The organism is Pseudomonas zhanjiangensis, from assembly GCF_041027545.1.
Lineage (GTDB): Bacteria > Pseudomonadota > Gammaproteobacteria > Pseudomonadales > Pseudomonadaceae > Aquipseudomonas > Aquipseudomonas zhanjiangensis.
The window spans coordinates 192,410-213,277 of sequence record NZ_JBFTEG010000006.1; the positions used below are offsets into that span (position 1 = coordinate 192,410).

The 20,868-nt window shown below is 68.8% G+C and carries 16 protein-coding genes; 7 read left to right on the top strand and 9 right to left on the bottom strand.

The window, feature by feature from the left end; translation table 11 throughout:
- Nucleotides 1–53: 53 nt before the first annotated feature.
- The gene (locus AB5S05_RS10225) at nt 54–683 is read right to left on the bottom strand and encodes a TetR family transcriptional regulator C-terminal domain-containing protein (protein WP_369287405.1); all 630 of its coding nucleotides are present in this window, start codon (nt 681–683) and stop codon (nt 54–56) included.
- Between the two features lie 159 nt (nt 684–842).
- Between AB5S05_RS10225 and AB5S05_RS10230 the strand changes: the two genes are divergently transcribed.
- From AB5S05_RS10230 to AB5S05_RS10240, 3 genes are all read left to right on the top strand, one after another.
- The gene (locus AB5S05_RS10230; protein WP_369287406.1) at nt 843–1,946 is read left to right on the top strand and encodes a polyamine ABC transporter substrate-binding protein; all 1,104 of its coding nucleotides are present in this window, start codon (nt 843–845) and stop codon (nt 1,944–1,946) included.
- 61 nt (nt 1,947–2,007) lie between these two features.
- The gene (locus AB5S05_RS10235) at nt 2,008–3,426 is read left to right on the top strand and encodes an aminotransferase (protein ID WP_369287407.1); all 1,419 of its coding nucleotides are present in this window, start codon (nt 2,008–2,010) and stop codon (nt 3,424–3,426) included.
- A gap of 77 nt (nt 3,427–3,503) precedes the next feature.
- Nucleotides 3,504–4,391, top strand: coding sequence for a LuxR C-terminal-related transcriptional regulator (locus AB5S05_RS10240; RefSeq protein ID WP_369287408.1), 888 nt, complete (start codon nt 3,504–3,506; stop codon nt 4,389–4,391).
- Between the two features lie 45 nt (nt 4,392–4,436).
- Here the strand turns inward: AB5S05_RS10240 and AB5S05_RS10245 are convergent, their stop codons facing one another.
- A complete protein-coding gene (locus AB5S05_RS10245) occupies nt 4,437–5,600 on the bottom strand; it encodes a type III PLP-dependent enzyme (protein ID WP_369287409.1) in 1,164 nt (387 codons plus the stop codon).
- Nucleotides 5,601–6,032: 432 nt separating this feature from the next.
- Here AB5S05_RS10245 and AB5S05_RS10250 point away from each other — a divergent pair, with 432 nt between their 5' ends.
- Complete coding sequence (locus AB5S05_RS10250) at nt 6,033–7,616, top strand: peptide chain release factor 3 (RefSeq protein ID WP_369287410.1); 1,584 nt, start codon at nt 6,033–6,035, stop codon at nt 7,614–7,616.
- A gap of 100 nt (nt 7,617–7,716) precedes the next feature.
- On the opposite strand, the gene AB5S05_RS10255 is transcribed toward AB5S05_RS10250, so the two are convergent.
- A complete protein-coding gene (locus tag AB5S05_RS10255) occupies nt 7,717–8,931 on the bottom strand; it encodes an Aq_097 family APC-type transporter (protein WP_369287411.1) in 1,215 nt (404 codons plus the stop codon).
- A 155-nt stretch (nt 8,932–9,086) separates the two neighbouring features.
- Here AB5S05_RS10255 and AB5S05_RS10260 point away from each other — a divergent pair, with 155 nt between their 5' ends.
- Nucleotides 9,087–10,430 (top strand): chloride channel protein, encoded by a 1,344-nt coding sequence (locus tag AB5S05_RS10260; protein ID WP_369287412.1) that lies wholly within the window; start codon nt 9,087–9,089, stop codon nt 10,428–10,430.
- 12 nt (nt 10,431–10,442) lie between these two features.
- Here AB5S05_RS10260 and AB5S05_RS10265 read toward each other — a convergent pair whose 3' ends face one another.
- From AB5S05_RS10265 to ptsP, 3 genes are read right to left on the bottom strand one after another with little or no spacing between them, the layout of a single operon-like run.
- The gene (locus AB5S05_RS10265) at nt 10,443–12,173 is read right to left on the bottom strand and encodes a PTS fructose-like transporter subunit IIB (protein WP_369287413.1); all 1,731 of its coding nucleotides are present in this window, start codon (nt 12,171–12,173) and stop codon (nt 10,443–10,445) included.
- A gap of 21 nt (nt 12,174–12,194) precedes the next feature.
- Nucleotides 12,195–13,130, bottom strand: a complete 936-nt coding sequence (pfkB, locus tag AB5S05_RS10270; protein ID WP_369287414.1) for a 1-phosphofructokinase — start codon at nt 13,128–13,130, stop codon at nt 12,195–12,197.
- On the bottom strand, nt 13,130–16,006 hold the full coding sequence (gene ptsP, locus AB5S05_RS10275; protein ID WP_369287415.1) for a phosphoenolpyruvate--protein phosphotransferase: 2,877 nt from the start codon (nt 16,004–16,006) through the stop codon (nt 13,130–13,132). The genes pfkB and ptsP overlap by 1 nt, the downstream gene beginning before the upstream one ends.
- A gap of 160 nt (nt 16,007–16,166) precedes the next feature.
- Here ptsP and cra point away from each other — a divergent pair, with 160 nt between their 5' ends.
- Both cra and AB5S05_RS10285 read left to right on the top strand, forming a co-directional pair.
- Nucleotides 16,167–17,162, top strand: a complete 996-nt coding sequence (cra, locus tag AB5S05_RS10280; RefSeq protein WP_369287416.1) for a catabolite repressor/activator — start codon at nt 16,167–16,169, stop codon at nt 17,160–17,162.
- A gap of 43 nt (nt 17,163–17,205) precedes the next feature.
- Nucleotides 17,206–17,988 carry a TatD family hydrolase gene (locus AB5S05_RS10285; RefSeq protein ID WP_369287417.1) on the top strand — a complete coding sequence of 261 codons (783 nt, stop codon included), beginning with the start codon at nt 17,206–17,208 and terminating at the stop codon, nt 17,986–17,988.
- Nucleotides 17,989–18,005: 17 nt separating this feature from the next.
- Here the strand turns inward: AB5S05_RS10285 and rimI are convergent, their stop codons facing one another.
- From rimI to AB5S05_RS10300, 3 genes are read right to left on the bottom strand one after another with little or no spacing between them, the layout of a single operon-like run.
- Complete coding sequence (gene rimI / locus AB5S05_RS10290; protein ID WP_369287418.1) at nt 18,006–18,458, bottom strand: ribosomal protein S18-alanine N-acetyltransferase; 453 nt, start codon at nt 18,456–18,458, stop codon at nt 18,006–18,008.
- Nucleotides 18,455–19,276 carry an energy transducer TonB gene (locus tag AB5S05_RS10295; RefSeq protein WP_369287419.1) on the bottom strand — a complete coding sequence of 274 codons (822 nt, stop codon included), beginning with the start codon at nt 19,274–19,276 and terminating at the stop codon, nt 18,455–18,457. The genes rimI and AB5S05_RS10295 overlap by 4 nt, the downstream gene beginning before the upstream one ends.
- Complete coding sequence (locus tag AB5S05_RS10300; protein WP_369287420.1) at nt 19,273–20,820, bottom strand: 2-isopropylmalate synthase; 1,548 nt, start codon at nt 20,818–20,820, stop codon at nt 19,273–19,275. Before AB5S05_RS10300 ends, AB5S05_RS10295 begins: the two co-directional genes overlap by 4 nt.
- Nucleotides 20,821–20,868: the final 48 nt, after the last annotated feature.

Genomic DNA, 20,868 nt, shown 5'->3' on the forward strand with positions numbered 1-20,868 from the left:
TGCCCGGCCAATTTAGCCACTGCTGAACGGATGATCAACAGCCAGCAGCGGATTCAGCAGAAGCGCCGGTAGCCGCCACCCTGAAGACCATCGACCCAGGCCTCGCAGATCTGCACACCCTGCTCCGGGCTGAAGGTGCTGGGGTTGAGCCCGGATTCCAGCCACAGGCCATCGAGCAGCGCACTCAGGCCGATGGCCGCCAGGCCGGCGTCGAAGCCCTCCCAGCCCTGTTCGTCGGCCAGCTGCTGGAGCACCCGCAGAAGAATCGCCCGGTACTCGGCATAGGAATGGTCGTGGGCCCGCTTGATCGCCTCGGCGGTCTTCACCGCCCCCCAGAACGCCAGCCAGGCCTCGAGCAGCTGCGGGTCGAGCAATTCTGCGGAAAACGAGGCGCGAAAGAACGCCGACAGCCGCGCCCGCGGGCTCGGCGCCGCGGCGGCGATCGCCTCGCGCAGCAGGCCCATGACCCGTCCGGTGACCGTCAGGTAGGCTTCGGCCACCAGTTCGTCCTTGCCCGAGTAGTGGTGGCTGATCAGCCCCACCGACACCCCCGCCTCGGCGCAGATCTTGCGGATCGAGGCCCCCTGGAAGCCATGGCGCTTGAGGCAGCTCAAGGTCGCCTGGATCAGGTGCGCCTTGCGCAGCTCCGGTTCCAGTCGGGAAAAACGCGCTTCCTGGGTCATTGCCTGGGGCTCCTGTGGTCCTCGCGGTGGTTCTGAACGAATGTACAGCAAGATCATCTGCGCACCTACCCGAGAGGGGTATGGCTGCCATCGCGAAGCGGCCGGATAGTGGCCCAGACGCTTTCCTGCACGCCAACGACAAGAAAAGGTGGGACTGACATGCATAACACCCTCGCAGCACTCCTCAGCGCCACGCTGGTCGCCGCGCCGGCGCTGAGCTACGGCGACGAGCCGGCCCCCGGCAACACCCTGCGGGTCTACAACTGGTCGGACTATATCGGCGAGAACACCCTGGCCAACTTCGAGAAAGCCACCGGCATCCGGGTCATCTACGACACCTTCGACTCCTACGAGACGGTCCAGGGCAAGCTGCTGCCGGGGCACTCCGGCTACGATCTGGTGGTGCTCAACGCCGCTCTGGTGCCGCCGCTGATCCAGGCCGGGGTATTCCAGCCGCTGGACAAGCAGCAGCTGCCGAGCTGGCGCAACCTCGACCGCCTGGTGCTGGACAACATCCAGGCCTACGACCCCGGCGTGCGCTACTCGGCGCCCTATACCTGGGGCAGCAACGGCGTGACCTACAACGTCGACAAGATCCGCGCGCGGATGCCCGATGCACCCATCGGCTCGCTGGCGATGCTGTTCGACCCACAGATCGTCTCGCGCTTCGCCGACTGCGGGGTGACCCTGCTCGACGCCCCCACCGAGGTGATCCCGCTGGCCCTCACCTACCTGGGCCGCGACCCCAACAGCGCCAGGCCCGAGGACCTGGCCGCGGCCGAGGCGCTGCTGCTGTCGGTGCGCCCCTACATCAAGAAGTTCGACTCGGTCGGCTACCTCAGCGCCCTGCCCAACGGCGACCTGTGCATGGCCATGACCTGGTCCGGCGACTACGCCACCGCCAGCGCCAGGGCCGAGGAAGCCGGGGTCAAGATCGACCTCGACTACTTCATTCCGCGCGAGGGCTCGCTGATCTGGTTCGACAACTTCTACATCCCCAGCGACGCGCCGCACGCCGCCAATGCGCACAAATTCATCGAGTACCTGCTACAGCCCGAGGTGATGGCCGAGGTGACCGACTATGTGCGCTACGCCAACAGCAACCAGGCCGCCACCGCCCTGGTCGACGCCGCTATCCGCGACGACCCGGCGATCTACCCCGATGCGCGGACCCGCGAGCGACTGTTCGCGCAGAAGACCCAGCCGCTCAGGAGCATGCGCCTGATCAGCCGCACCTGGAACCGGGTGAAAACCGGCAAGTAACAGCCCCCAGCACAACTGCGCGGGGCTGCCGCAAGCCCCGCCCCCTCGACAGGACAAAGCCATGACCACCCTCACCCCGGCCTTCTTCGCCCAGTTCGACCAGGACCGCCTGACCGCCGCCGACCAGGCCCACTACATGCACGGCTACCACGTGTTCGACGAGCACCGCGAGCAGGGTGCGCTGAACATCGCCGCCGCCGAAGGCGCCTACATCTACGACACCGCCGGCAACCGCTACCTCGACGCCGTCGGCGGCATGTGGTGCACCAACATCGGCCTGGGCCGCGAGGAGATGGCCCAGGCCATCGCCGACCAGGTGCGCCAGCTGGCCTACTCCAACCCCTTCTCCGACATGGCCAACGTCACCGCCATCGAACTGTGCGAGAAGCTCGCCAGCCTGGCGCCGGGCGACCTCGACCACGTGTTCCTCACCACCGGCGGCTCCACCGCGGTGGACACCGCCTACCGGCTGATCCAGTTCTACCAGAACAGCCGCGGCAAGCCGGCGAAGAAGCACGTCATCGCGCGCCACGGCGCCTACCACGGCTCCACCTACCTGACCATGTCGATCGGCAACAAGGCCGCCGACCGCGCGCCGGAGTTCGACTTCCTGCGCGACAAGATCCACCACGTCTCCTGCCCGCACCCCTACCGGGCGCCGGAGGGCATGAGCGAGGCGGATTTCCTCGACTTCCTGGTCGCCGAGTTCGAGGACAAGATCCTCAGCCTCGGTGCCGAGCGGGTCGCCGCCTTCTTCGCCGAGCCGATCATGGGCTCGGGCGGGGTGATCATCCCGCCCCGCGGCTACCACAAGCGCATGTGGGAGGTCTGCCAGCTGCACGACGTGCTCTACGTGTCCGACGAGGTGGTCACCTCGTTCGGCCGCCTGGGCAAGTTCTTCGCCTCCGAGGAGCTGTTCGGCGTGCAGCCGGACATCATCACCACCGCCAAGGGCCTGACCTCCGGCTACCTGCCGCTGGGCGCCTGCATCTTCTCCGAGCGCATCTGGCAGGTGATCGGCGAGCCGGGCAAGGGCCGCTGCTTCACCCACGGCTTCACCTACAGCGGCCACCCGGTGAGCTGCGCCAGCGCCCTGAAGAACATCGAGATCATCGAGCGGGAGAACCTGCTGGCCCACGTCGAGGACGTCGGCGCCTACCTGGAGCAGCGCCTGCAGACCCTGGCCGGCCTGCCGCTGGTCGGCGACGTGCGCTGCCAGCGGCTGATGGCCTGCGTCGAGTTCGTCGCCGACAAGCGCAGCAAGGCGCTGTTCCCGGAGGCGCTGAACATCGGCGAGAAGATCCACCGGCGCGCCCAGGCCAAGGGCCTGCTGGTGCGTCCGATCGTCCACCTCAACGTGATGTCGCCGGCGCTGACCATCACCCACGCCCAGGTCGACGAGATCGTCGAGACGCTGCGCAGCTGCATCCTCGAGACCGCCGCCGAGCTACAGCGCAGCGGCCAGTACGCCGGCCACTGATGCTCGCCACCGGCTCGCCCGCGGCCCTGCGCCGCGGGCCCTTACCGATCCCCGGCGAGGCCGCTAGACTGGCGGCCATGCACACACCAGCCATTCTCCCCGGTCATTCGCTGGGCGCCCTGCAGGCCTGGCATGCGGGCGCGGCCCGGGCCCTGGCGCACTGCCGCGAGGCCGACTTCGTCGAATGCCTGGCCGAGGCCCTGTACCAGCTGACGCCGATCGAGTCGATGCTGTTCATCCTCGAGCGCCAGGGCCAGCCGCCGCAGCTGCTGCACCAGCGCGGCATCCCCGCACCGTACCGGCAGACCCTGATCGATCGCTATTTCGCCCGCGGCTACATGCTCGACCCGTTCTGCCTGGCGGTGGAAAAGGGCCTGGCCGAGGGCTTCTACCACCTCTCCGAGATCGCCCCGGACGACTTCTTCGCCAGCGAGTACTACAAGACCTACTACCTGAAGAACGGCTCGGTGGAGGACAGCTACTACATCGTCGACCTCGATGCCCAGCGCAAGATTTCCCTGTGCCTGTACCAGGGCTGCAGCGCCGCACGCTTCAGCCCGGAGCAGCTGCAGCTGCTGCGGGCGGTACAGCCGCTGGTGCGCGAGCTGATCCTGCAGTTCGCCAGCGGCGGCGGGCTCGAGCAGCGGCTCGCCCTCGACGGCAGCGACGAACGCGCGGCGCCGACCCTGAGCCCGCAGATCCAGGCGGCGTTCGCCAGCTTCGGCAGCGACCTGCTGACCGAGCGCGAACGCGAGATCGCCCACCTGATCCTGCGCGGCCACTCGGTCAAGTCCACCGCGCGGGAGCTGGCGATCTCCCCGGAAACCGTGCGCATGCACCGCAAGAATCTCTACACCAAGCTGCAGATCGGCTCGCAGGCCGAACTCTTCTCGCTGTTCATCCGCTGGCTCGGCGCTCTCCCGGTGCCGACCGCCCCGACCGGCGACACGCCAGCCCGCACATAAAAAAGCCCCGCCAGATGGCGGGGCTTTTCAGGTGCGACGCAGCGCTTACAGGTAGTAGGCCTGCAGCGGCGGGAAGCCGTTGAACTCCACCGCGCTGTAGCTGGTGGTGTAGGCGCCGGTGGACAGCCAGTAGAGGCGGTCGCCGATGGCCAGGTTGAGCGGCAGGCCGTACTTGTAGTGCTCGTACATGATGTCGGCGCTGTCGCAGGTCGGCCCGGCGATCACCACCTCTTCCATCTCGCCCTTCTTCTCGGTCCAGATCGGGAACTTGATCGCCTCGTCCATGGTTTCGATCAGGCCGCCGAACTTGCCCACGTCGGTGTACACCCAGCGCTCCACGGCGGTGCGCGACTTGCGCGAGACCAGCACCACTTCGCTGACCAGGACACCGGCGTTGGAGATCAGCGAACGGCCCGGCTCGAGGATGATTTCCGGCAGCTCGTCGCCGAAGTCGTCCTTGAGGAAGCGGATGATTTCCTCGGCGTAGGTTTCCAGGCTGTTGGTGCGGGTGATGTAGTTGGCCGGGAAGCCGCCGCCCATGTTGATCATCTTGAGGACGATGCCGTCTTCTTCCTTGAGGCGCTCGAAGATCACCTTGACCTTGGCGATGGCCGCGTCCCACACGCCGATGTCGCGCTGCTGGCTGCCGACGTGGAAGGACACGCCGTAGGGCTCCAGGCCCAGCTGGCGGGCGAGGATCAACAGGTCCATGGCCATGTCGGTCTGGCAGCCGAACTTGCGCGACAGCGGCCAGTCGGCCGAGGTCGAGCCCTCGGTGAGGATGCGCACGTAGACCTTGGAGCCCGGGGCGGCCTTGGCGATGTTGCGCAGGTCGGCCTCGGAGTCGGTGGCGAACATGCGCACGCCCTTCTCGAAGAAGTAGCGGATGTCCTTGGATTTCTTGATGGTATTGCCGTAGCTGATGCGCTCCGGACCGACGCCGCGGCTCATCACCTTGTCCAGCTCGTAGATCGAGGCGATGTCGAAGTTCGAGCCCTTGTCCTTGAGCAGGTCGATGATTTCCACCGCCGGGTTGGCCTTGACCGCGTAGTAGATCTTGGCGAACTCGAAGCCGGCGCGCAGGTCGTCGTAGGCCTGGCTGATGATCTGCGTGTCGATCACCACGAACGGGGTTTCGTGCTTGTCGGCGAAGGCCTTCATCTTCTGGAAGGTTTCGCGCGGATAGTAGTCTTCAACTTCAATCGACATGCGGGGGCTCCAATGGCAAAACAAGCAAAGGTAGTTAGGGGTGCCTTACTAAGTAATAGCAAAGCGCGAACGCCTGATCAGTTTCCCCACTTTGGTTCGCCTACTTCCCAAGGCATGTCGCCGAGTATCGCGCACGATCTCTCGTCGTCAGTACTTGAGCCGGATGGATCGTTGCCAGCATGGACGTTCGGGCGCGAACTTTAGGACCCCATGGGGTTGAGATCAATCATAAATTGTCGCCTTTTTGCCCCGTCTGGCCTCACCCGGGCGAATCGTTGAGGATTCAAAACAACTCGTCATGAAATGCTGCACAAAGCCCACAATCCCGGGGGTTTTACCCGACCATCAGCGAGCGCCGCGCGGCACGGCGTTTACCGGTATAATCGGCGCCTTTTTTGACAGACCGACTATCAGTCGACGGGTTCCCCCAGCATGAGCAAGCAGGCCGCCGAAGTCGCCAAGAGGCGCACATTCGCCATCATCTCCCACCCGGACGCCGGTAAGACCACCATCACCGAGAAGCTGTTGCTGATGGGCAAGGCAATCGCCGTCGCCGGCACGGTGAAGTCGCGCAAATCCGACCGCCATGCCACGTCCGACTGGATGGAGATGGAAAAGCAGCGCGGCATCTCCATCACCACCTCGGTGATGCAGTTCCCCTACCGCGAGCACATGATCAACCTGCTCGATACCCCCGGTCACGAGGACTTCTCCGAAGACACCTACCGCACCCTGACCGCGGTCGACAGCGCGCTGATGGTGCTCGACGGCGGCAAGGGCGTCGAGCCGCGCACCATCGCCCTGATGGACGTGTGCCGGCTGCGCGACACGCCGATCGTCAGCTTCGTCAACAAGCTCGACCGCGACATCCGCGACCCGATCGAGCTGCTCGACGAGATCGAGGCGGTGCTGAAGATCAAGGCCGCGCCCATCACCTGGCCGATCGGCTGCTACCGCGACTTCAAGGGCGTTTACCACCTGGCCGGCGACTACATCATCGTCTATACGCCGGGCCACGGCCACGAGCGCACCGAGACCAAGATCATCGAGAAGCTCGACTCCGACGAGGCCCGCGCCCACCTGGGCGACGAGTACGAGCGCTTCATCGAGCAGCTGGAGCTGGTCCAGGGCGCCTGCCACGAATTCGACCAGGACGAGTTCCTCAACGGCCAGCTGACCCCGGTGTTCTTCGGTACCGCCCTGGGCAACTTCGGCGTCGACCATGTGCTCGATGCGGTGGTCGACTGGGCGCCGATGCCGCTGCCCCGCGCCGCCCATGAGCGGACCGTGGAGCCCCAGGAAGAGAAGTTCTCGGGCTTCGTGTTCAAGATCCAGGCGAACATGGACCCGAAACATCGCGACCGCATCGCCTTCATGCGCATCTGCTCGGGCAAGTACAGCCAGGGCATGAAGATGCGCCATGTGCGCACCGGCAAGGACGTGCGCATCGGCGACGCCCTGACCTTCTTCTCCAGCGAGCGCGAAATGCTCGACGAGGCCTATGCCGGCGACATCATCGGCCTGCACAACCACGGCACCATCCAGATCGGCGATACCTTCAGCGAAGGCGAGAACCTGGGCTTCACCGGCATCCCGCACTTCGCCCCGGAACTGTTCCGCCGCGTGCGCCTGAAGGACCCGCTGAAGTCCAAGCAGCTGCGCCAGGGCCTGCAGCAGCTGGCCGAGGAAGGCGCGACCCAGGTGTTCTTCCCCGAGCGCAGCAACGACATCATCCTCGGCGCGGTCGGCGTGCTGCAGTTCGATGTGGTCGCCAGCCGCCTGAAGGAGGAATACAAGGTCGAATGCGCCTACGAGCCGGTCACCGTCTGGTCGGCGCGCTGGATCGACTGCGCCGACAAGAAGAAGCTCGAGGAGTTTTCCAACAAGGCGGTGGAAAACCTGGCCCTGGATGGCGGCGGCCACCTCACCTACCTGGCGCCGACCCGGGTCAACCTGAGCCTGATGGAAGAGCGCTGGCCGGGCATCAAGTTCCGCGCCACCCGCGAACACCACTAAGCCAGGCCATGCGCCGCGGGGCTCCCCGCCCCCGGCCGGATCAGGCCCGGCTGGACTAGGTTCGGCCAGACTAGGCTCGGCCGGATCAGGCTCGGCCGGACTAGGCCTCGACCGGCTGAGCGAACAGCACCACCACCAGGGCGACCAGCAGGCCGGCGGCAAAAGCGCCGGCGCGCAGCCACTGGCCCTGGCGCCCGGCGCAAAGGGCGGCCTGCAGCGACTGCAGGGCGTAGTAGATGACGAACATCTTCGAGGCGTAGGTGATGATCTCGTAGATGTTCGCCAGCCAGGTGATGGCGATCGCCACCAGGGCGGTGACCAGGTTGCCCAGGCGCACCCGCAGGCGCCCGCCCGATGCACCGGCCAGCAGGCCGCCGGCACCGTTCATGTCGGCCACCGCCGCCGACAGCTGCGAGGCCAGCGCGGTGAGGATCAGCAGCGGCGCCACCGCCGTGCCCAGCGGCCGCAGCAGATCGATGATCTTGGTTTCCCCGCCCTCGGCCGGCAGGCCATTGCTGAACTGACTGGTGACCAGCAGCAGGAAGGCCAGGTAGATAGCGCTGGCGATCCACTGCGCCCAGCGCATGCTGCGCACCCGGGTCGCACCGTCATACTTGCTGCCCAGGTAGCGCGAGGTCTCGAAACCCTGCACCAGGATCACCAGACCCAGGAGGATCTCCAGCGCCCGCCAACCCTGCTCATGGGCCTGCCCGGCCCAGACCAGTTCGCCGGCCGCGAACGCACTCAGGTTCACCTGCGCCAGCACCGCCAGCAGGCCGCCGATCAGCGCCAGCTTCAGCGCCACCACCAGCACCTCGAGGCGCTCCAGCCCGGACAGGCCGCGTAACAGCCCGAGCAAGCCGATCGCGGCGATCACTGCGGTCGACAGCAGGCGAATCCAGAACGGATCGACCACGTCCCCCAGACGCAGGCCGAAGGCGGCAAACAGGTTGAGGTAGTAGGCCACCGAAACGAAGTAGGCCAGCGCCAGGGCCAGCTCGGACAGCCGCTCAAGGCCCAACTGGAGCTTCGGCGGCTGCCTGTCCAGGGCCGGTTCGACCTGGACGATGTTGTAGCGGATGGCCGCACCGAACCAGTAGCCCAGGCCACAGAGCACGAGCATCGCCAGCCAGGCCCAGTTGCCCACGGTATGGGCGAGGATGGGGCCCGCCACCAGGAACCCCGAGCCGATGATCGAGGCCAGTGGGGTCACCGTCGCCCGCCACAGGGGGGCGGCCAGCAGACGAGGCTGGAACAGCAAGACGCCAAGCAGCAGGGCCACGCCGATCAATACGCCATTGTTGAGGCTGAGCATCTTCCCCCCCGCCGCTTGCCTGGGCCCTGGGTCGAATCCTGCCGCCGCGGAGCGCGGCAAGGCAAGCGAAGTTTGCTAGCATGCGTACCAGGACCCGCTCACCACCCTGGCCCGCCGCCCCAGCGCCCGCCTGTGTCCCTGCGTTTCTGGAAATCATGGAAAACCCGTCGCCCGCTGTTGCCCTGACCCCCACCCAACGCCTGCGTGAGCGCCGTCGCCGCTTGCGCAGCCTGCGCCAGCGCGCCGCCTTCTGGCTCGGCGCCCTGCTGGTCGGCCTTACCGCCCTGGCCTTCGCCTGGCTGGCCGACCATGCCTTCGAACAATTCGAGTGGTTGCTGAGGCAGAGTGTCTACTGGCCCTGGCTGGTCACCCCGCTGGGCTTCGCCCTGCTCGCCTGGCTGACCCAGGGCTGGCTGAAGGAAGCCAAGGGCAGCGGCATCCCCCAGGTCATCGCCAGCCTGGAGCGACCCTCGACGCGCCTGCGCAACCAGCTGCTGGCGGTGCCGGTGGCCATCGCCAAGATGCTGCTGACGGTGCTGGCCCTGCTCTGCGGTGCCTCGGTCGGCCGCGAGGGGCCGACGGTGCATGTGGGCGCGGCGCTGATGTACAACTTCGGCCGGCGCCTCGGCCTGCATGGCCGCCACGCCCTGTCCGGGCTGATCATGGCCGGCGGCGCCGCCGGCATCGCCGCCGCCTTCAACACCCCGCTGGCCGGCGTGGTGTTCGCCATCGAGGAACTCAGTCACCGCATGGAGCAGAGCTTCAACGGCCTGATCCTGATGGCCGTGCTGATCGGCGGCATGGTCACCCTCGGCCTGGTCGGCCGCTACAGCTATTTCGGCGACCTCAGCGCCGAACTGCCGCTGAGCAGCGCCTGGCTGGCGGTGCTGGTCTGCGGCCTGCTCGGCGGCGTGCTCGGCGGCCTCTACTGTCGCCTGGTACTGCCGGCCAGGCGCGGCCCGCTGGCGGTGCTCGGCGCCTGGCGCGCGCGCCGCCCGGTGCTGTTCGCCGGCGCCTGCGGCCTGGTGCTGGTGCTGCTCGGGGTGATTTCCGGCCAGCACGTGTTCGGCACCGGCTACGCCGAGACCCGCGCCCTGCTCGAGGGCGAGCCACAGACCGACGCCCTGTTCATCCTGTGGAAATTCCTGGCCAACGTGGTGTCCTACCTGGCCGGGATTCCCGGCGGCCTGTTCTCGCCGTCGCTGGCAGTCGGCGCCGGCATGGCGCCCTGGCTGGTCGACTGGGTACCCGGGATCGACCTGGGCACCGCCGGCCTGCTCGGCATGGCCGCCTACCTGGCCGGGGTCACCCGCACGCCGCTGACCGCCACGGTGATCACCATCGAGCTGTCGCACAGCCAGGACATGGCCCTGCCGATTCTCGCCGCCAGCGTGCTGGCCAGCAGCATTTCCGCACGCATCTCGCCGGTGGCGCTGTACCGAGCCTTCGCCGAACAGTTGCTGGACGCCATCACCCCGGTGCGCGGCGCCAGCAAGTGAGCCGCGGGCGCTTCAGGCCGCGGACTCGGCGACCAGCGGCTGCAGCTCGCGGCGCTTGAGCAGCGCATAGGCCACCCCGGTGAGCAGGCTGCCGGCGACGATCGCCAGCAGGTACAGCGCCGCATGGTTGATCGCGTTGGGGATCAGCAGGACGAACAGGCCGCCATGCGGCGCCATCAGCTTGCAACCGAAGTACATCGACAGGGCGCCGGTCAGGGCGCCGCCGGCGATACTGGCCGGAATCACCCGCAGCGGGTCCTTGGCGGCGAAGGGAATCGCCCCCTCGGAGATGAAGCACAGGCCCAGCACCCCGGCGGCCTGACCGGCCTCGCGCTCGCTCAGGGCGAACTTGTGCCGGGCCAGCAGCGAGGCGATGGCCATGCCAATCGGCGGCACCATGCCGGCAGCCATCACCGCCGCCATGGGCGCATAGCTCTGCGAGGCCAGCAGGCCGACGGAGAAGGCATAGGCCGCCTTGTTGATCGGCCCGCCGAGGTCGACGCACATCATGCCGCCGAGCAGCAGACCAAGCAGGATGGCGTTGGTACTGCCCATGCTGTCGAGAAAGCCGGTCAGGCTGGCGAGCATGCCGGCCACCGGCTGGCCGACCAGGTAGATCATCACCAGACCGGTGAACAGGCTGGCCAGCAGCGGGATGATCAGGATCGGCTTGAGCGCCTCGACGCTGCCCGGCAGCTGCAACCAGCGGTTCAGGGCGCGGGCGGCGTAGCCGGCGAGGAAGCCGGCGATGATCCCGCCGATGAAACCGGCGCCCAGGCTGCCGGCCAGCAGGCCGCCGATCATGCCGGGCGCCAGGCCCGGGCGGTCGGCGATCGAATAGGCGATATAGCCGGCCAGCACCGGCACCATGAGCTTGAACGCGGCGTCGCCGCCGATCTGCATCAGCGCCGCGGCCAGGCTGCCCTCCTGCTTGAACGCCTCGATGCCGAAGACGAACGACAGGGCGATCAGCAGGCCGCCGGCCACCACCATCGGCAGCATGTAGGACACCCCGGTGAGCAGGTGCTTGTAGGGCCCGGCCTGCCCCGCCGGCTTGGCCGCCGGGGCGCTGTCCGCGGTGCTCGCGGCGGCCAGCGGCACCGCCTCGGTCAGGGCCCGCTCGAGGGTCTGGCGCGGCTGCTTGAGGGCCACCCCGGTGCCGCAGCGAAATACCTTCTTGCCGGCGAAGCGGGCGGTATCCACCTCGATATCGGTGGCCAGCAGCACCGCATCGGCGCCGGCGATCGCGTCCTCCGCCAGCAGATTGCGCGCGCCCACCGAGCCGCGGGTCTCCACCTGCAGGTCGTAGCCGAGCTGGGCGGCGGCCTGCTGCAGGGCCTCGGCGGCCATGAAGGTATGCGCCACCCCGGTCGGGCAGGCCGTCACCGCCACCAGCCGCGGCCTGGCCGCAGCGCTGGCGGACTCGACGGCCTGCAAAGGCGTGGCCCGCTCGGCCGCCTCGCACAGAAAGCGTTGCGGGTCGGCCAGCGCCTCGGCCGGCGTCGCCTGCACCAGGCGCTTGCCGACGAAACGCTGCAGCGCCAGCTCGCCGGTCTTGACCACCACCACCAGATCGGCGGCGGCGATGTCCGCCTCCGTCAGCGGCGAGCCGATCGCCCGCGGATCATGCACCTCGACCCGGGTGGACCAGCCCAGGCGCTGGGCGGCGGCCTCGAGCAGGCGCGAGCAGAGCACGCTGGTGACCATGCCGTTGGGGCAGGCGGTGACGATCAGCAGATTCATGGTGAAGACCTCTTTCTTGTTTTAATCCAGGGACGCGATGCTCACGCCGGCTTCCAGACATGCCAGTTGCTCCCGGTCGTGGATACCGAAGCCCAGTTGGGTCACCGCCTGGGCGGCCACCGCGGTGGCCAGGCGCAGGGTGCGCTCGGCCGGCCAGCCGCAGAGCAGGCCGTGCAGGGTCGCGGCCAGCAGCGAATCGCCGGCGCCGACGGTGCTGACCACCTCGACCCGTGGCGGCTTGGCCTGCAGGGCAAAATCCGCACCGAACCAGCAGACCCCGGCGGCGCCGCGCGACAGCAGCACATGCTCGACGCCCTGGCCGCGCAGGCGGCGCGCCGCCGCCAGCAACTCGGCCGAGGCATCCGGCGCCAGTCCGCAGGCCTCGGCCAGCTCCTCCTCGTTGGGTTTGATCAGCCAGGGCGCCTGGGCCAGGCCGGCCCGCAGGGCGGCGCCGCTGCTGTCCAGGGCCAGCGGCACGCCGCCCCCCTGCAGGCGGCGCAGCAAGGCGGCGAACCACGGCGGGCTGACACCCTGGGGCAGGCTGCCGGCCACCACCACGGCGTCGTGGCCGGCTACCATCGCCTCGAGCGCCTCGAGCAACTCGGCCTGCCGTTCGGCGCCGACCTGCAACCCCGGCCCGTTGAGATCGGTGATGCGCCCGTCGCGCTCGGCCAACTTGATGTTGCTGCGGGTCTCGCCAGGCACGCGGACGAAGGCATCGAGCAGGCCGCGGCGGTCGAACAGGGCCTCGAACGGCGCCGCATTGGCCGCACCGAGAAAGCCGGAGACCGTAACCTTGTGGCCGAGGTCGGCGAGCACCTGGGCGACATTGAGGCCCTTGCCGGCAGCATGACTGACCTGTCCCAGGCTGCGGTTGACCGCGCCGGGCTGCAGGCTGTCGAGGCGCACGGTCAGGTCCAGTGCCGGGTTCAGGGTCAGGGTCAGGATGCGCGCCATCACTGCCCCTCCTCGACCAGCGCGCGCACCGCCGCCGCGCTCTCCAGGCCCAGGGCCTGGTCGGCCAGGGTCTGGCTGTGGCGATAATCCAGCTCGCGCACCCGCGCCTTGACCAGGGCGATCGAGCGTGGCGCCACGCTCAGCTCGTCCACCCCCAGGCCGACCAGCAGCGGTACCGCCAACATGTCGCCGGCCAGCTCGCCGCACACCCCGACCCACTTGCCCTGGGCATGGGCCGCCTCGACCGTCATGCCGATCAGGCGCAGCACCGCCGGGTGCAGGCCGTCGGCCTGGGCCGACAGGGTCGGGTGATCGCGGTCGATGGCCAGGCAATACTGGGTGAGGTCATTGGTGCCGATGCTGAAGAAGTCCACCTCGCGCGCCAGCACCGGCGCCAGCAGCGCCGCGGAGGGCACCTCGACCATGATTCCCAGCTGCAGGTCGGCCAGGGGAATTTCCTCGCGCAGGCGCAGGGCAAGGTCACGCGCCGCGCGCCACTCCTCGATGGCGCCGACCATCGGGAACATGATCCGCAGCGGCCGGCCCTCGGCGGCGGCCAGCAGGGCGCGCAGCTGGGTCTCGAGGATGTCCGGGCGCTGCAGGCTGAGACGGATGCCGCGCACGCCGAGGAAGGGGTTGCTCTCCGCCGGCATCGGCCAGTAGGGCAGCGGCTTGTCGCCGCCGACATCCAGGGTGCGCACTACCAGCGGCCGGCCATCGAGCGCATCGAGCACGCGGCGGTATTCGCTTTCCTGGGTGGCCTGGTCCGGCGCCTGCGGATGGTCCATGAACACCAGCTCGGTACGCAGCAGGCCGACCGCCTCGGCACCCAGCTCCACCGCCTCGGCGGTGTCGCCACTGGCGCCGATATTGGCCGCCACCTCCACGCGATGGCCATCGCCGGTCACCGCCGGCTGCAGGCGCTCGGCATGGGCGCGCTCGCGGCGCCGCAAGCCGGCCTCGCGCTCGCGCCTGGCCTGCTGCAGGGTCTGCGCATCCGGCGCCACCCGTACCAGGCCGCGCTCGCCATCGAGCAGCAGCTCGGTGCCCTGGGTCAGCGCCAGCACCGCCTCACCGCCCCCAACCACCGCCGGGATGCCCAGGGTGCGGGCGATGATCGCGCTGTGCGCGGTGGCGCCACCGCGGGCGGTGAGGATGCCGGCCACGCGCTGACGATCGAGGCAGGCGACATCCGAGGGCGCCACCTCGTCCATCACCAGGATATAGGGTTGCTCCGGCTCGACCGGCGCCGCGACCCCGCACAATTCGGCCAGCACCCGCCGGCCGACGTCGCGCAGGTCGGCGGCGCGCTCGGCCAGCAGCGCGTCGTGCAGCGCCTCCTGCTGCTGCGCCGCGGCGTCGATCTCGGCGCTCCAGGCCGCCTCGGCGCTGAGGCCTTCGGCCAGGCGCGCCTCGACCTCCTCGCGCAGTGCCGGATCACCCAGCATGGCCCGGTGGGTAGTGAATATTTCGCGAATATTGGCCTCGGCCGTCGACTCGACCAGCCGTTGAATGTGCCGGTCCACCTGCTCCAGGGCCTGGCGCAGGCGCTGCAACTCGACCACCAGCCCGCCGCCCTGGTGTGAATACTCGAATGTCTGAGCAGTGCGCACCAGCGCAGGCCCCATGGCGATACCCGGCGCGGCGGCAACCGCCTGCAGGCGTGCGCCCGCGGCGGGGGCCGGCGTCTTGCCGCGGCTCGGCGTCGCATCGGCAGGGCTCAGCTCGGATCGCGCGGCACCGGCCACCCAGGGCTCGATGGTTTCGCCGAGGCCATCGAGCACCGCCGCCTCGAGGGCGGCCAGGGCATCTTCGGCGATCACCGGTTCGGCGCTGAACTCCAGGGCCTGGCCGCGCCGGGCGCCGAGGCCGAGCAGCCTGCTCAGGCTCTTGGCCGACACCCCCTGCCCCGCCTCGCCGGCCAGGCGTACCCTGATTTCGCCGGAGAAGGACTGGGCGATCTCGGTCAGCAGCTTGGCCGGTCGCGCATGCAGGCCGTGGGCATTGGCCAGGGTCACGCAGCGGGTCGGCCAGTCGGCCGGCAGCTCGCCGCCCAGGGCCTCGAGCACGCTGCGGCTGCTGGTGGCCTGGCTGAAGGTGGCCCCCTGACCGGCGATCAGCAGGTCGCACAGCCGCTCGAGCAATCGTCGATGGGCCTCGCCGAGGCTGGCCAGGCAGAACAGTCCGGTGAGCGACTGGCCGTGCAGCTGCAGCGGCTGCGCCGGGGTGACGAAGGCCAGCCCCGGGCGCAGCACGGCCTGGTCACTGTGCAGCCACCAGAGGCCGTTGCCCAGCGGTAGCGGCTGGCCCTGGGCCAGGCTGTTGGCGAAGCCGGAGGCCGCGCAGTCGGCCTTCTTCAGCAGGCGCGCGCCCTGCCAGAGCAGCTCGTCGAAGTCCTCGGCGGCCAGGCCCAGGCCGATCAGCTGGCTGTCCAGGGCCAGCTCCTGGGGCGCGCCCTGCAGCAGTTCAACCAGCGCCTCGGGCTCGCGCGCCTCGCGCAGCGCCTGACTGAGATCGCCTTCGCCGAGGGCCCGGGTGAGCAATTGCAGCAGGCGCAGGTGCTCGTCGGAACGGGCGGCGATGGCAATCGCCAGATAGACTCGCTGGCCGTCGCCCCAGTCCACGCCGTCGGGGAACTGGATCAGGCGTACGCCGGTGTGGAACACCTGATCGCGGGTGTCCGGGGTGCCATGGGGAATGGCCACGCCCTGGCCCAGGTAGGTCGAACCCTGCGCCTCGCGCGCCTGCATGCCGGCCAGATAGCCGGGGGCGACCAGGCCGTCGTCGATCAGACGCCCGGCCAGCAGCGCCAGGGCCGCCGCCTTGTCGGGCGCGCTGGCGCCCATCTGGATCTGGCTGGCATTGAACTCGAGCATCGGGGTTCTCCTCTGGCGGCTGAGGTCGGCAATCCACGAAGAATAGCCAATGAAATCTGCTGCTGAAACGTTTCACCTAGGACTGGCACGTTACCCGATAATCGGTGATCCTAGAAGCCCGGTCGTCACCGCCGCGCATACCGCGCTCAGGATCAGCCCCTTGAAACTTACCGACATCGCCCGCCTGGCCAAGGTTTCCGTGACCACCGCCAGCTACGTGATCAACGGTCAGGCCGCCCAGCGGCGGATCAGCCCGGCCACGGTCGAACGCGTGCTGGAGGTGGTCGAGCGCCACGGCTACCGCCCCGACCAGCAAGCCGCCGGCCTGCGCCGCGGGCAGAGCCGCTGCCTGGGCTTCATCCTGCCGGACCTGGAGAACCCCAGTTACGCGCGCCTGGCCAAGCTGCTCGAGCAGCGCGCCCGCGGTGCCGGTTACCAGCTGCTGATCGCCAGCTCCGACGACGACCCGGCTAGCGAGCGGCAGTTGCTCGAGCTGTTTCGCTCGCGCCGCTGCGATGCGCTGATCGTCGCCAGCTGCCTGCCCCAGGACGACCCGGCCTACCGGCGCCTGAGCGATGGCGGGGTACCGGTGATCGCGGTCGATCGGGCGCTGGACCCCGCCCACTTCCGCTCGGTGGTCAGCGACGACCAGGCCGCCGGCACCCTGCTCACCAGCAGCCTGCTGAGCCCACCGCCGCGGCATATCGCCCTGCTCGGCGCGCGCCCGGAACTGGCGATCAGCCAGGCCCGCGAACGCGGCTTTCGCCTGTCCCTGGCAGGCTTCGACGGTCGCGTCAGCGTCAGCCATGGCGAGCAGTTCAGCCGCGCCAGTGGCTACCGGCAGATGCGTGCGCTGCTCGAAGCCGGGGAAGACGCGCCAGATGCCCTGGTGACCACCGCCTACGTGCTCCTCGAAGGGGTGTTCGATGCGCTGCAGGAACAGGCCGAAGCCGGGGCCGACCAACTGCGCCTGGCGACCTTCGGCGATACCCAATTGCTCGACTTCCTGCCGCTGCGGGTCAACGCGATTTCCCAGCAACATGAGCGGATTGCCGAGCGGGTGCTGCACTGGACGCTCAGGGCTATCGAGCAGGACGACTACCGACCCGGCGTGGAGGCCATCCCGCGCCGGCTGAAGAGCCGCCGGGACGGGTGACTGGGCACTGGCGCATCGCCGGCAAATCGCCGATGCTCTGCCCATGCGCCTGATCGACAGCCACACCCATCTGGACTTCCCCGACTTCGATGCCGACCGCGGCGAGCTGCTGGCGCGCTGCCGCGCCCAGGGGGTGGAGCGGCTGGTGGTGCTCGGGGTGTACCAGGGCAACTGGCAGCGCCTGTGGGATCTGGTGCAAGGCGATGCCGGCCTGTACGCCGCCTTCGGCCTGCACCCGGCCTACCTGGATCAGCACCGCCCCGAACACCTGAGGGAGCTACGCGACTGGCTCGAGCGCCTGGCCGGTCATGCGCGGCTGTGCGCAGTGGGCGAGTTCGGCCTGGATTACTTTCTCGAACAGCTCGACCGCGAGCGCCAGCAGACGCTGTTCGAGGCCCAGCTGGACCTGGCCGCCGAATTCGAGCTGCCGGTATTGCTGCACGTGCGGCGAGCCCATGCGCCGACCATCGCCACCCTGAAACGCTTCAGGCTCAAGCGCGCCGGCATCATCCATGCCTTCGCCGGCAGCCATGAGGAGGCCCGCGAATACCTCAAGCTGGGCTTCAGGCTCGGCCTCGGCGGCGCGCCGACCTGGCCCCAGGCCAAGCGCCTGCGCAGGGTGGTCGGCCAGTTGCCGCTGGACGCCGTGGTGCTGGAGACCGACTCGCCGGACATGGCCCCGGCCATGCACCCCAATCAGCGCAACAGCCCGGAATACCTGCCGGAGATCTGCACCGAACTGGCCAGGCTGATGGGCGTCGACGCCGAACAGCTGGCCGACGCCAGCAGCCGCAACGCCCGCCAGCTGTTCGGCTGGAAGTACTGAGTCATCAGGTGCCGCGATCAGTCGACCAGGGTGCAGGCCATCACCAGCGCGTCCTCGCGCCCACCGACCGCCGGGTAGTAGCCGCGCCGACGGCCGATTTCGTTGAAGCCGTAGCGTTCGTACAGGCGATAGGCCGACTGGTTGCTGGCACGCACCTCGAGAAAGCACTCGCCGGCGTTGAGCTGCCGGGCGCGACACATCAGGTGCTCGAGCAGGCGCAGGCCCAGGCCACGGCCCTGGCTCTGCGGCTTGACGGTGATATTGAGCAGGTGCGCCTCGTCGATGATCACGTTGATCACCCCGTGACCGACCTGCTGGCCGCCCTCGAACATCAGCCAGCAGTCGTAGGACTTGAGGCTGTCGAGGAAGATGCCGCGGGTCCAGGGGTGACTGAAGGCGGCATATTCGACTTTCAGCACGGCCTCTATATCCGCCTCGGTCATCGGGCGGAAGCTGATCGCATCACTCATTCAGATTGACTCATCCAGCGTTGACGGACCCGGCGCATCGCCTGCCACAGCTCGGCCTTGCGCGCCGGCTCGTCCATCAGCAACTCCAGGCCCGGCACTGCCCAGGCGGCACCCAGGCCCTCGACCTGCAGCTCGCGATTGTAGGCCTGGGCATCGGCATCGCCGGCGAAGCGCACCGCCGGCAAGCCGACCAGCCACAGGCAGGCGCAGGGCGGCTGTTCCTCCAGGCGCGCGGCGACGAAGCTTTGCACGAACTCCAGCGCGGCCAGCGGGCCCTGGTCCAGGTTGCCGCGCACCAGCAGCGGCCAGCGCACCGGCTCGCCGATCGGATGCGGGTTGCCCGGCAGCCCGGCGGCGCGCAGCAGGTCCTTAAGCAGCAGGTAGGCCGGGTCGCGGCCCTGCAAGGGTTCGCCAGTAGGCAACTCGACCAGCAGCGCGCAGTCGCCGGCGCGCAGCAGCTGCAGGGCGAAGCGTGGCGGTGGCGCGCTCACCGGCCTGGCCGGCCTGGCGCTCTCGACCGATTCTTCGGCCGCCTCGGACTTGGCAGTGCGGGCCGTCGCGGCGGGACGTGGCACCTCGATCTTCGGTCGCTCGGCAATCGGCTCGGGTGCGCTCGGCGCGGACGGCCCCGGCGCAGCCTTTTCGCGCGCCTGAGGCGCGGCAGGCTCGGCGGCGACCGACGGCAACTCGGGCTCGGGCTCAGGCGGCGCCAGCAGCTCCGGACGCGAGGGCGCGGCAAACGGCAGCTCGACCCGCGGCAGCCAACTGGCCACCTGCATGGCACTCAGGTAGGCACGGCGGCGCAGCTCTGCAATCAAACGTCAGCCACCTGCGGATGGGCCTTCTGCGCGTCCTGCATCAGGTTGAGGGCATTGATGTAGGCCTTGGCCGAGGCCACCAGGATGTCGGTATCGGCGCCATTGCCGTTGACGATGCGCCCGCCCTTCTCCAGGCGCACGGTCACCTCGCCCTGGGAGTCGGTGCCCTGGGTGATGGCGTTGACCGAATACAGCAGCAGCTCGGCATCGGAGCCGGCGATCGCCTCGATCGCCTTGAAGGTGGCGTCCACCGGGCCGGAGCCCTGGGCCTCGGCGCCGACCTCGGCACCGTCGACGCTGAGCACCAGCTTGGCCAGCGGCACCTCGCCGGTCTTGCTCGCCACATCCAGGTAGACCAGCTTGAAGTGCTCCGAGGTTTCCTCGGCCAGGGTCTCGGAGACCAGGGCCTGCAGGTCTTCGTCGAAGATCTCGTGCTTCTTGTCGGCCAGTTCCTTGAAACGGGTGAAGGCGGCGTTCAGCTCGGCCTCGCCGGCCAGGGCGATGCCCAGCTCGTCCAGGCGCGAACGGAAGGCGGCGCGCCCGGAGTGCTTGCCCAGCACCATCTTGTTGGTGTGCCAGCCGACCGACTGCGCCGACATGATCTCGTAGGTCTCGCGGTGCTTGAGCACGCCGTCCTGGTGGATGCCCGACTCGTGGGCGAAGGCATTGGCACCGACGATGGCCTTGTTCGGCTGCACCGGGAAGCCGGTGATGCCCGAGACCATGCGCGAGGTGCTGAGGATGTGCGGGGTGTCGATGTTGGTGTGCACGCCGAGCAGGTCCTGACGGGTCTTGATCGCCATCACGATCTCTTCCAGGGCGGCGTTGCCGGCGCGCTCGCCGAGGCCGTTGATGGTGCACTCGACCTGGCGCGCGCCGGCCACCACGGCGGCCAGGGAGTTGGCCACGGCCAGCCCCAGGTCGTTGTGGCAATGCACCGAGAACACCGCCTTGTCGGCATTGGGGATGCGCTCGAGCAGCTGGCGGATGGTCTCGGCGTACTGGTGTGGAATCGCGTAGCCGACGGTGTCCGGGATGTTGATGGTGCGCGCGCCGGCGTCGATGGCCGCCTCGATGATGCGACAGAGGAAATCGATCTCGGAGCGGCCGGCGTCCTCGCAGGAGAACTCGACGTCGCTGCACAGGTTGCGCGCGCGCTTGACCGCATGCACCGCCTGCTCGACCACCTGGTCCGGCTGCATGCGCAGCTTGTACTGCATGTGGATCGGGCTGGTGGCGATGAAGGTGTGGATGCGCCCGGAGTTGGCCCCGGCCAGCGCCTCGGCGGCGCGGTCGATGTCGGCGTCCAGTGCCCTTGAGAGGCTGCACACGGTGCTGTCCTTGATGTTGTCGGCGATCGCCTTGACCGCGGCGAAGTCGCCGGGGCTGGCGATGGCGAAGCCAGCCTCGATCACGTCGACGCGCAGGCGCTCCAGGGCCTTGGCGATGCGCAGCTTCTCTTCACCGGTCATCGAGGCGCCGGGGCTCTGCTCGCCGTCACGCAGGGTGGTGTCGAAAATGATGACGCGGTCGTTGCTGCTCATGCTGGACTCCTCACGGATGCGCGGACGCACGCGCCCGACTCGGGGCGC

Excerpts from the sequence above, each read along its gene's own strand:
- AB5S05_RS10225 (WP_369287405.1), bottom strand. The coding sequence starts at position 683 with ATGACCCAGGAAGCGCGTTTTTCCCGACTGGAACCGGAGCTGCGCAAG.
- AB5S05_RS10230 (WP_369287406.1), top strand. The coding sequence starts at position 843 with ATGCATAACACCCTCGCAGCACTCCTCAGCGCCACGCTGGTCGCCGCG.
- AB5S05_RS10235 (WP_369287407.1), top strand. The coding sequence starts at position 2,008 with ATGACCACCCTCACCCCGGCCTTCTTCGCCCAGTTCGACCAGGACCGC.
- AB5S05_RS10240 (WP_369287408.1), top strand. The coding sequence starts at position 3,504 with ATGCACACACCAGCCATTCTCCCCGGTCATTCGCTGGGCGCCCTGCAG.
- AB5S05_RS10245 (WP_369287409.1), bottom strand. The coding sequence starts at position 5,600 with ATGTCGATTGAAGTTGAAGACTACTATCCGCGCGAAACCTTCCAGAAG.
- AB5S05_RS10250 (WP_369287410.1), top strand. The coding sequence starts at position 6,033 with ATGAGCAAGCAGGCCGCCGAAGTCGCCAAGAGGCGCACATTCGCCATC.
- AB5S05_RS10255 (WP_369287411.1), bottom strand. The coding sequence starts at position 8,931 with ATGCTCAGCCTCAACAATGGCGTATTGATCGGCGTGGCCCTGCTGCTT.
- AB5S05_RS10260 (WP_369287412.1), top strand. The coding sequence starts at position 9,087 with ATGGAAAACCCGTCGCCCGCTGTTGCCCTGACCCCCACCCAACGCCTG.
- AB5S05_RS10265 (WP_369287413.1), bottom strand. The coding sequence starts at position 12,173 with ATGAATCTGCTGATCGTCACCGCCTGCCCCAACGGCATGGTCACCAGC.
- pfkB (WP_369287414.1), bottom strand. The coding sequence starts at position 13,130 with ATGGCGCGCATCCTGACCCTGACCCTGAACCCGGCACTGGACCTGACC.
- ptsP (WP_369287415.1), bottom strand. The coding sequence starts at position 16,006 with ATGCTCGAGTTCAATGCCAGCCAGATCCAGATGGGCGCCAGCGCGCCC.
- AB5S05_RS10285 (WP_369287417.1), top strand. The coding sequence starts at position 17,206 with ATGCGCCTGATCGACAGCCACACCCATCTGGACTTCCCCGACTTCGAT.
- rimI (WP_369287418.1), bottom strand. The coding sequence starts at position 18,458 with ATGAGTGATGCGATCAGCTTCCGCCCGATGACCGAGGCGGATATAGAG.
- AB5S05_RS10300 (WP_369287420.1), bottom strand. The coding sequence starts at position 20,820 with ATGAGCAGCAACGACCGCGTCATCATTTTCGACACCACCCTGCGTGAC.